Source organism: Amycolatopsis thailandensis, assembly GCF_042723255.1.
Classification (GTDB): Bacteria; Actinomycetota; Actinomycetes; order Mycobacteriales; family Pseudonocardiaceae; genus Amycolatopsis; species Amycolatopsis thailandensis.
The window spans coordinates 1-10,311 of record NZ_JBHXJK010000210.1 but is presented as its reverse complement, the minus strand read 5'-3'; the positions used below and the strand labels follow the sequence as shown (position 1 = coordinate 10,311).

Here is a 10,311-nt window from a genome sequence, read left to right as displayed (position 1 = left end):
ACCAATTTTTTTTTATTTGGGGTGGTTGTTTGGCCCCCGGGGTTGTGGGGGGGGCCCCCCGACGCAACTAATCCCCCCCCGCGCCCACCCCTCATGACACAACGGTCAGGCGCTCCGCAGTACCGCCAGGATCTCCGCCTGCCCGAAGTGTTCGGCCCACCCCAAGGCCGATGACGAGTACAGCGAGTCCTTGAGCGAGGGATCCGCCCCCGCCGCCAGCAACGCGCGCACCGCGTCCACGTGCCCGCCCTGCACGGCCAGGTGTAGCGCCGTGACGCCCTCCCCGTGCGAAAGCCCGCCGAACGTCCCCTGACGGTTCACCGAAGCGCCCAGCTCCGCCAAAGTCTCGATCGCCGAAGCCTTTCCCTGAGCGGCGGCCCAGGTCAGCGCCGTGCCCCGGTAGACGTCGGCATCCACGTGAGCGCCGCGAGCCACCAGGGTCCGCACCGCCGAGGACCGGTCGTTCCGCGCGGCCCACGAAAGCGCCTCGTCGACGATTTCGGCCGGATCGTCGCCCGGCCGCCATTCCGGGAAACCGCTGTGCGGCCGGTGGAACTCGCGATGCGCGCCCGCCGCGGGGGAGAGCGTGCCGTCCGGTGCGAGCAGCTCGTCGAGCAGGTCCGCCCGGCCGAGTCCCGCCGCCACCCGGAGGTTGCCGGGGGAGAGGTCACGCGAGGCCAGCACTTCGGCGGCCTCGCGGTGACCCCAGAACAGCGCGACCACCAGCGGCGTCCCGCCGTCCCCGCGTGCGGGCACGTCGACCGGGGCGCCCGCGTCGAGCAGCATCGTGACCAGCAGCGGAAGCCCGACGTACCCGGCCTGGTGCAACGCGGTCCAGCCGTGGACGTTGGCCGACGCCGGATCGGCCCCGTGGTCGAGCAGGATCCGGCACAGCCGCTCGTCGCGGGTGGCGGTGGCCATGCCGAGCAGGTCGTTCCCGTTCTTCCCGTGCGCGTGGACGAGTGTGGGCAGGTCGCCGATCAGGCGCGCGAGCCCGGCGAGGTCCCGCGCGTCGATCGATTCCCGTGCCTGTTCGAAAGCGAGTTCAGCCGGTGAAGTCACGCTTCCGCACGCTACCGCCCACCCCCGACAAAAGCCGCCATTCCGTCAGCGGGATCCGCTCGTCCCCGGTGAGGACTTGCAGGCAGACGTGGTCCGCGCCGGCGTCCAGGTGCTCCCGCACTCGCGCCGAGATCGCGTCCTCACCGACGGCGACCAGCGCGTCCACGAGCCGGTCGGAACCGTAATCCTCTTCGGTGAAGCCGAATCGCCGCAGATTCGCCCGGTGGTGGGCCGCCTGTTCCAGGTACATCGAAACGTGCTTCCGCGCGATTTCCCGATCCGAACCCAGCACGACGGCCTGCTCGACGGCGAGGAAAGCCGAGGGGCCCATGATCTCCCGTGCCTGTGCGGTGTGCTCGACAGGGACGAAGTAGGTGTGCGCCCCGGCCGTGCGTTCCGCGGCCAAGGCGAGCATCTTCGGCCCCAGCGCGGCCAGCAGCCGCCGATGCGGCGTGTCCGGTGTGGACAGTTCCGCGGCGTCCATCCTGTCGAGGTAGCCGCGCATCGCTTCCAGCGGTTTCGTACCCGGGCGATGCCCGCCCAGTCCGAGGGTGAACCGGTCCGGGTAGGCCTCCGCGAGCGTCCGTCCGGCGGCCGCGGCGGTGGTCGGTTCGCGCTGGTCGAACCGCGCGATCCCGGTGGCGACCTTCAGCCGGGACGTCGCCGCCAGCAGCAGTCCCGCCTGTGTGAAAGCCTCCCGTCCCAGATACTCCCCGAGCCACAAGGTGTCGAACCCCAGCTCCTCGACTTCCGCGGCCGCCTCGCGGACTTCGCCGATCTCCTTGCCGTCGAAGGAGAACGTCCAGATCCCGACGCTCACCTGGTCACCTCCGCCAGTGCCGGGGCCAGTCGCTCCAACTGGTCCATGACGGCCGGGAGGTCATCCCCGTCGGGCGTTACGAGCACGGTGTCCGCGCCGGCGTCGACGAGCTCCTTGACCCGTCCCGCGATCCTCTCCTCGTCGCCCCAGGCGGTCAGCCCGTCCACGAGCCGGTCGCTGACACTGTCGATGTCGGCGTCCGTGTAGCCCAGCCGTTTCCAGCCGTTGAAATAGTGCGGGACGTCGTACCGCTTCATCATTTCGATGTTCTTCGCCACGTTCGCCCGAGCCTGTTCACGATCGCCGAGCAGGACCGAATGAGTGGGGATGAGCAGCTTGTCCGGCCCGAGGATCTCGCGGGAGTACGGCGTGTGCTCGAAGGGCTGGGCGAACGGGTGCGCGCCGTCGGCCCGGTCCCGCGCGAGTTCGAGCATCTTCGGCCCGACGGCGGCCAGGATCCGCGGGAACGGCACGGGTGCCGGGAACTCGGTCGCGGCCTCGTCCATTTCCGTGAGGTACGCGCGGGTCTGTTCGAGCGGGCGGTAGTCCACACCGGACTTCGCGGCCTGGAAGGCGTGCCCGATCCCGATCCCCAGCACGAACCGGCCGGGGAAGGCGTGCGCGAGCGTCCGCGCTCCGCTGTGCGCCGTGCGTCCCGGCCTGGACCAGATGTTGGCGATCCCGGTGCCGATCACCACTCGTCCGGTGGACGCGAGCGTGATGCCGCCGTGCGCGAACAGTTCCCGGCTGCCGGGGCCTTCACCGGCCCACACGGTGCGATACCCCAGCTCTTCCAGTCGCCGGATCGCCGCCAGTTCCTCGGCGGGCGTCGGATGGGCCATGCCGAGCGGCAGCCAGACGCCCACCGGTCCCAGCCGGTCCCGGGTCTCTTCGATCAGGTTCATTCGGTTCTCTCCAGCTAACATGAGGCAGCCTCCGGTTACCTCGTCGACTATACGGAGGCTGCCTCCGATTTGTCGAGGATAGGCTCGGTAGTGCGATGGACACCGAGAAGAAGCCGCTGCGGGCGGACGCCCGGCGCAACTACGAGCGCCTCCTCGAAGAGGCGAGGCATGCCTTCGCCGCGCACGGGGTCGAGGCCTCGCTGGAAGAGATCGCCCGCCGGGCCGGTGTCGGCATCGGGACGCTCTACCGGCATTTCCCGACGCGGGAGGCCTTGGTCGAGACGGTGCTCCGCGACAGGTTCGACGGCCAGGCCGCGAAAGCTCGCGAACTCCTGGACTCGCCGGAGCCGCTGGACGCGTTGAGGACCTGGCTCGCCGGGATGGGGGCGGAGTCGGCGCGCTACCGCGGCCTGCCCGAACTGATGGTCGACGTGCTCGACGACGAGACCTCGCCGCTGTACGCGTCGTGTCACGCCATGCGGGACGGCGTATCCCACCTGATGGAACGGGCGAAGGTCTCGGGCGGGCTCCGGGCGGACGTCACAGTGGACGAATTGCTGGTGCTGCTGCACGCGCTTTCCTGGGCCAGTGAACACCTTTCGGGTGACAAGGGCCTCGAACGCCTCGTCGATCTCGTTTTCGCCGGATTACGGGCGAGTTAACAATCCCCTGTCACCAGGTCTAAACTGCGGCGCAACCGGGCACAACGGCGTGACCGTCAACAGTGAGTCGCAGGCACAGACCAGATAGTGGGAGCCGTATCGTGACCAAGCCGAACAAGCCCGTCGTCCTCATCGCCGAGAAGCTCGCTCCTTCCGTGCTGAGTGTCTTCTCCGACGAGGTCGAGGTCCAGCATGTGGACGGCACGGACCGTCCCGCGCTGCTCGAAGCCGTGAAGACGGCGGACGCGCTGCTCGTGCGGTCCGCGACGAAGGTCGACGCCGAGGTCCTCGCCGCCACCACCTCGCTCAAGGTGGTCGCCCGCGCCGGCGTCGGGCTGGACAACGTCGAGGTCCCCGCCGCCACCGAACGCGGTGTCCTGGTGGTCAACGCGCCGACGTCGAACATCGTCTCCGCCGCCGAGCACGCCGTCGCGCTGCTGCTCGCGGTCGCCCGCCGGGTCCCCGCGGCGGACCAGAGCCTCCAGGGCGGCGCGTGGAAGCGCAGCGCCTACTCGGGCGTCGAGATCCAGGGCAAGACCGTCGGTGTGGTCGGCCTCGGCAAGATCGGCCAGCTGTTCGCGCAGCGGCTCGCCGCGTTCGACACCAAGATCATCGCGTACGACCCCTACGTCTCGGCCGCCCGCGCCGCGCAGCTCGGCATCGAGCTGGTCACGCTGGACGAGCTGCTGGAGCGCGCCGACGCGATCTCCATCCACCTGCCGAAGACCCCGGAGACCAAGGGCCTGATCGGCGCCGAGGCGCTCAAGAAGACCAAGCAGGGCGTCATCATCGTCAACGCCGCCCGCGGTGGCCTGATCGACGAGCAGGCGCTGGCGGACGCGGTGAGCTCCGGCCACGTCGGCGGCGCCGGCATCGACGTCTTCGTCACCGAGCCCACCACCGAGAGCCCCCTGTTCGGCCTGCCGAACGTCGTCGTCACCCCGCACCTGGGCGCGTCGACCGCCGAGGCGCAGGACCGCGCGGGCACCGACGTCGCGAAGTCCGTGCTGCTCGCGCTGCGCGGCGACTTCGTGCCGGACGCGGTGAACGTCGCCGGTGGCGGCACGGTCGGCGAGCACGTCCGGCCGTACCTCTCGCTCACCCAGAAGCTCGGCACCGTGCTGACCGCGCTCAACCCGAAGGCGCCCGCCTCGGTCACCGTCGTGGTCAAGGGCGAACTGTCCAACGAGGACGTCAGCGTGCTGCCGCTCGCGGCCGAGCGCGGCGTCTTCTCGGGCGTCGTCGAGGACCAGGTCACCTTCGTGAACGCGCCGCGCGTGGCGGAGGAGCTGGGTGTCCAGGTCGATCTGGTCACCGAGCCCGAAAGCCCCAAGTTCCGCAGCCTGGTCACCGTCCGCGCGGTGCACGCCGACGGCACCACGCTTTCGGTGTCCGGTTCGGTCACCGGCAAGGACGAGGTCGAGAAGCTGGTCGAGGTCAACGGCCGTCACTTCGACCTGCGCGCCGAGGGCAACGTGCTGCTGCTGGAGTACCCGGACCGCCCCGGCATCATGGGCCGCGTCGGCACGCTGCTCGGCGAGGCGGGCATCAACATCGAGGCCGCGCAGATCAGCCAGACCACCGACGGCGCGGACGCCGTCATGCTGCTGCGGGTGGACCGTTCGGTGGACTCGCACCTGCTGGAGCCGATCGGCGCGACCGTCGGCGCGCACACGATCCGGGCCGTCAACTTCGGCTGACCTGAAAAGCCTGTAACGAAAGCCGCGTCCCCCGGACGCGGCTTTCGTTACATGTCAACACGTTACCGGCGTTACAAGAATACTTCTCGCCGGTAGTCAGAGGGTTGCGAAGAGCAAGATTCAATAACGGTGAAAAATGCCTACTGAAGTCGGGCTGGTCCCCGGATAGGTTCTTCCGGCGAGGCCGAACCATCGCGCCGTCAAGGGCACGGCGCGGCGCCGGGGCTCACCGTCGGGGGTGTGTTCGAGCGGCAGGCAGGTTCCGAGTCTAGGCCTCGAGTGAGGGCACTTACTCATGAACAGATCCCGCGTACCCCGATGGGCCATCCGCTCGTCGGCCGCGGTCTTCGCCGCGTTGCTCGCGACGTCCGTGACCGGGGCGACCGCGGCCGCGCAGGACGTCCCTCTCGCGGACGGCATCACGCCGGCGAAGATCGACCGTAACGGCTTCCAGGGGAAGGTCGAGCCGAAGCTCAAGGCCGCCCAGGGGCAGATCACCGCCTTCGTCGAGCTGGCCAAGCAGCCCGCCGTCGACGCCTTCAACGCCGAGCAGAACAAGGGCGCCGGCAAGGAGAAGGCGAAGAAGGCCGCGAAGGACGCCAAGGCCGACGCCGCCGCGACGGTGAACTCCGTCGTCGGACAGCTCAAGGCCGCGGACGCCGGCACCCAGCTGGTCACCCAGACCTCCAACGCGGTCGCCGGCGCGGTCGTCACCGCCGACGCGGCGAAGATCCGCGAGCTGGCGAAGCGGCCGGACGTCGTTTCGGTCAAGAAGGTCGTGCCGAAGACCCGCACGAACTCCAGCGCGGTCCAGCTGACCAACACGCTCGCGTCGTGGCAGCAGACCGGCCGCTACGGCGACGGCATCCGCGTCGGCGTGATCGACGACGGCATCGACTACACCCACGCCGACTTCGGCGGCCCGGGCACGCCCGAGGCGTACAAGGCGATCAACCGCGACCAGGCCACCCCGGCCTTCCCGACCGACAAGGTCGTCGGCGGTGTCGACCTGGTCGGCGACGCCTACGACACGGGCAGCAGCGACCCGGCCCTGCACGTCCCGAAGCCCGACCCCAACCCGCTCGCCTGCGGCCACCACGGCACGCACGTCGCGGGCACGGTCGCCGGGTTCGGTGTGGACGAAGCGGGCAAGACCTTCACGGGCGACTACAAGAAGCTCAACAAGAAGAAGCTCGAAGCGATGCAGATCGGCCCGGGCACCGCGCCCAAGGCCCTGCTGTACGCGATCAAGGTCTTCGGCTGCGACGGCTCGACCAACGTCACCTCGCAGGCGCTCGACTGGTCGCTCGACCCGGACGGCGACGGCGACTTCACCGACCACCTCGACGTGGTCAACCTGTCGCTGGGCGGCGACTTCGCCACCCCGGACGACCCGGACTCGCTCTTCGTCCGCAAGATCGCCGCGAACAACGTCGTCCCGGTGTTCTCCGCGGGCAACGGCGGCGACCTCAACGACGTCGGCGGCGCGCCGGGCAACACGCCCGAGGCGCTGACCGTCGCCAGCAGCCGTGACGCGTCCGTCCTGCGTGACGCCGTCGAGGCCGTGGCCCCCGCCGGGGTCAAGGGCGCGAAGACCGGCCAGTTCAGCCAGAACTACGCGACCTACGAAACGCTCGACGTCACCGCGCCGGTCGTCGCCCTCTCCGCGGCCAACGCGGCGGGCTGCAACCCGTACTCCGACGCCGACAAGGCCAAGGTCGCGGGCAAGATCGTCTGGCTCGAATGGGACGACAACGACGCGACCCGCGCCTGTGGTTCGGGCGCCCGCTCGAACAACGCGCAGGCCGCCGGTGCCAAGGGCGCGCTGTTCTCGTCCACGCTGGAGCACTTCTCGGCCGGTATCGCGGGCAACGCGGCCACGCCGACGTTCCAGCTGACCGGCAGCGCCACCGCTTCGGTGCGCCCGGCGCTGACCGCCGGCACGCTCCAGGTCCGTATGACCGGCAAGGGCCGAGTGTCCGTGCCGACCTTCGACCAGTCCATTGTGGACACCCCGAGCTCGTTCACCTCGCGTGGCGGTCGCGGTCCGGCCGTCAAGCCGGACGTCTCGGCGCCCGGTGACTCGATCTCGTCCGCGCTGGCGGGCAGCGGAGCGGGCCGTCTGGTCATCTCCGGGACGTCGATGGCGGCGCCGCACACCTCGGGTATCACCGCCCTGATCCGTCAGGCGCACCCGGACTGGTCGGTCGAAGAGGTCAAGGCCTCGGTCATCAACACCGCCGGCCACGACATCCACGACGCTTCGGGCCGCACCTACGCGCCGCAGCGCGTCGGCAGTGGCCGGATCGACGCGAAGGCCGCGCTGGACAACCAGGTCCTGGCCTACGTCGTCGACAACCCCGGCTCCGTCACGGTCAACTTCGGCGTCGTCGAAGCGGGCGGCCCGGTCACCCTGACCAAGACGGTCAAGGTGGTCAACAAGGGCATCAAGCCGGTCGAGTACTCGGTGGGCTACGAAGCCGTGAACGCGCTTCCCGGTGTCGAGTACACAGTGGACAAGCCGACCGTCAAGCTGAGCCCGCGCGGTGTCGCGACGGTGAAGGTGACCCTGAAGATCGCCGACCCCAAGGCGCTCCGCAAGGTCATCGACCCGACCATGGCGACCACGCAGGTCGGCCTCGCCCGGCAGTTCGTGGCGGACGCCTCCGGCCGGATCGCGTTCACCCCGAAGAGCGGCACGACCGTCCCGCTGCGGCTCTCGGTGTACTCCGCGCCGAAGCCCGTCTCGTCCATCAACACCCCGGGCAACGTCAACTTCGGCGCCGGCCAGAACCAGGCCGTGCTGAACCTGACCGGCAAGGGCGTGGACCAGGGCACCGGTTCGCAGCGGTACCGCTCGCTGATCAGCGTGCTCGAACTCCAGGCGGAATCCCCGCAGCTGCCGGAGTGCGACGGCAACGTCACCACCGACTGCACCCTGAACCAGACCGCCAAGGGCGCCGACCTGCGCTACATCGGCGCGGCGTCGACGGCCCCGCTGGCCAAGGCGCAGGGTGAGCCGGAGAACGCGTTGCTGGCCTTCGGTCTCACCACCTGGAGCGACCTGGCCAACCTGGGCAGCAACACCTCGCCGTTCGTGGACATCGACACCACGGGCGACGGGCAGCCGGACTTCGAGACCTACGTCACGAAGGTGACCGCGACCGACGTCCTGGTGGCCGTCACGGTGGCGCTCAAGCCGGGCTTCCCGCAGGTGGACATCCAGCCGGTCAACGGCCAGCTCGGCGACGTCGACACGAACGTGTTCGACACCAACGTCGTCGTGCTGCCGGTGAGCGTCGCCGCGCTGGGCATCGACCCGAACGCCGCGTCGCACAAGATCAGCTACACGGTCGGGACCTCCGGGTTCTACGCGGCGCCGGGTGCCGGCTCGTCGACGATCGACTACGTCGGCACGCCGCTCGCGTTCGACGCACTGGCTCCCGCGTACACGGTCCAGGGTGGCGGCGACGCCGCGCTGGGCTACGTCGCGAAGCCGGGCACGGCGCTGGTGGTCAACCGCAACACGGCCGCGCAGGACACCGTCCTGGGCCTGCTGGCGATCGATCACCACAACGCCTCGGGCAACCGGGCGAACGTGGTGAAGATCCAGACGAACAACGGCAACGGCAACACGGGCGTCGACCGGCCGGGCAACGGCGGCAGGCACACCGGCCGTCAGCCGATCGGTGTGGGCTGACGCGGTAGTGCGGTAACCCGCGTTCGATGAGGTGAGGGACGCCCTGGCGGCATGCTTTCCGCCAGGGCGTCCCTTCTTGTATTCACCCTTTCGGCTGTCTCGCTCTGTGGGAGGCTCCGGCATAAGGGTGGTGCGGCTACGGCTACCGGGCTACAGCCGGTAACCTTCCGCTGCTGGCGTTTTCTTGCGGATGGGCCATCCGGACTGCCGGTGGCCTGGTCTACGGAGGTGTGTGGATGCGGCTCGCGGTGATCCCAGGAGACGGGATCGGGCCCGAAGTGGTCTCCGAGGCGCTCAAAGTGCTCGGTGAGGTCGTACCGACGGCGGAGACCACGAACTACGACCTCGGCGCCGCCCGGTGGCACTCCACCGGTGAGCTGCTCCCGGAGTCGGTACTCGGTGAACTCCGTCAGCACGATGCGATCCTGCTGGGCGCGGTGGGCGACCCGACGGTGCCGAGCGGCATTCTGGAGCGTGGCCTGCTGCTGCGTCTCCGGTTCGAGCTCGACCACCACGTGAACCTGCGCCCCGCCCGGTTGTACCCGGGGGTGCGCGGCCCGCTCGCCGAGGGCGGCGAGATCGACATGGTCGTCGTGCGTGAGGGCACCGAAGGCCCCTACGCCGGCAACGGTGGCCTGCTGCGCAAGGACACCGACCACGAGATCGCGACGGAGGTCAGCGTCAACACGGCGTTCGGCGTCCGGCGGGTGGTGACCGACGCGTTCAACCGTGCCGAGGCGCGGCCGCGCAAGCACCTGACGCTCCTGCACAAGACGAACGTGCTGGAGTACGCGGGTTCGCTGTGGTCGCGGATCGTCGAAGAGGTCTCGCTGGAGCACCCGGAGGTGACCGTCGCGTATTCCCATGTGGACGCGGCGATGATCCACCTGGTGACCGACCCGTCCCGATTCGACGTCATCGTGACCGACAACCTGTTCGGCGACATCGTCACCGACCTCTCGGCGGCGGTGACCGGCGGCATCGGGCTGGCGGCGAGCGGGAACCTCGACATCACACGGCGGAACCCGAGCATGTTCGAGCCGGTGCACGGCAGCGCGCCGGACATCGCGGGCCAGGGTCTCGCCGACCCGACCGCCGCGGTGCTGTCGGTCTCGCTGCTGCTGGACCACTTGGGACAGAAGGAAGCGGCGCGGCGGATCGAAGCCTCGGTGGCCTTCGACCTCGCGACCCGCGACCAGGCGTCGCCCGGTGCGACGCACGCTATCGGTGACCGGCTGGCGGCCCTCGTGTCGTCGAACGTGCGCCCGGTCACTCAGTAGTTCTCACGACGGGCTGAAGGGGCCCTTCGCCGCATCTCACGCGGTGAAGGGCCCCTTGTCGTTTCAGGCGAGGGGAAACTCGTGACTCGCGTGATCGGGGCCGGGACTCGCGTGCTTGGACACGTGACTCGCGTGATCAGGCACGGGACTCGGTGTTCCGCCCCTGATCACGCGAGTCCCGG

General features: G+C 69.6%; 7 protein-coding genes. 4 read left to right on the top strand and 3 right to left on the bottom strand.

Going from position 1 to position 10,311, the window contains the following annotated elements:
* Positions 1 to 105: 105 nt before the first annotated feature.
* The 3 genes from ACFWMR_RS40800 to ACFWMR_RS40790 are packed head-to-tail and all read right to left on the bottom strand — an operon-like array spanning position 106 to position 2,787.
* A complete protein-coding gene (locus tag ACFWMR_RS40800) occupies positions 106 to 1,062 on the bottom strand; it encodes an ankyrin repeat domain-containing protein (RefSeq protein ID WP_378382261.1) in 957 nt (318 codons plus the stop codon).
* Positions 1,046 to 1,882: a TIGR03620 family F420-dependent LLM class oxidoreductase gene (locus tag ACFWMR_RS40795; protein WP_378382259.1), complete on the bottom strand. Its 837-nt coding sequence runs from the start codon at positions 1,880 to 1,882 to the stop codon at positions 1,046 to 1,048. The genes ACFWMR_RS40800 and ACFWMR_RS40795 overlap by 17 nt, the downstream gene beginning before the upstream one ends.
* Positions 1,879 to 2,787 (bottom strand): TIGR03620 family F420-dependent LLM class oxidoreductase, encoded by a 909-nt coding sequence (locus ACFWMR_RS40790; protein WP_378382258.1) that lies wholly within the window; start codon positions 2,785 to 2,787, stop codon positions 1,879 to 1,881. The genes ACFWMR_RS40795 and ACFWMR_RS40790 overlap by 4 nt, the downstream gene beginning before the upstream one ends.
* A gap of 95 nt (positions 2,788 to 2,882) precedes the next feature.
* Between ACFWMR_RS40790 and ACFWMR_RS40785 the strand changes: the two genes are divergently transcribed.
* From ACFWMR_RS40785 to ACFWMR_RS40770, 4 genes are all read left to right on the top strand, one after another.
* Entirely contained in the window at positions 2,883 to 3,449 is a 567-nt protein-coding gene (locus tag ACFWMR_RS40785) for a TetR/AcrR family transcriptional regulator (protein ID WP_093935560.1), read from the top strand.
* A gap of 101 nt (positions 3,450 to 3,550) precedes the next feature.
* Positions 3,551 to 5,149 (top strand): phosphoglycerate dehydrogenase, encoded by a 1,599-nt coding sequence (gene serA / locus ACFWMR_RS40780; protein ID WP_093935561.1) that lies wholly within the window; start codon positions 3,551 to 3,553, stop codon positions 5,147 to 5,149.
* Positions 5,150 to 5,444: 295 nt separating this feature from the next.
* Positions 5,445 to 8,849, top strand: a complete 3,405-nt coding sequence (locus ACFWMR_RS40775; protein WP_378382257.1) for a S8 family serine peptidase — start codon at positions 5,445 to 5,447, stop codon at positions 8,847 to 8,849.
* Between the two features lie 236 nt (positions 8,850 to 9,085).
* Positions 9,086 to 10,129 (top strand): 3-isopropylmalate dehydrogenase, encoded by a 1,044-nt coding sequence (locus ACFWMR_RS40770; protein WP_020630865.1) that lies wholly within the window; start codon positions 9,086 to 9,088, stop codon positions 10,127 to 10,129.
* The last annotated feature ends 182 nt before the right edge of the window (positions 10,130 to 10,311 follow it).

Bases quoted from the DNA above. Each gene is read 5' to 3' on its own strand.
- ACFWMR_RS40775 (WP_378382257.1), top strand. From the start codon at position 5,445: ATGAACAGATCCCGCGTACCCCGATGGGCCATCCGCTCGTCGGCCGCG.
- ACFWMR_RS40770 (WP_020630865.1), top strand. From the start codon at position 9,086: ATGCGGCTCGCGGTGATCCCAGGAGACGGGATCGGGCCCGAAGTGGTC.
- ACFWMR_RS40790 (WP_378382258.1), bottom strand. From the start codon at position 2,787: ATGAACCTGATCGAAGAGACCCGGGACCGGCTGGGACCGGTGGGCGTC.
- ACFWMR_RS40785 (WP_093935560.1), top strand. From the start codon at position 2,883: ATGGACACCGAGAAGAAGCCGCTGCGGGCGGACGCCCGGCGCAACTAC.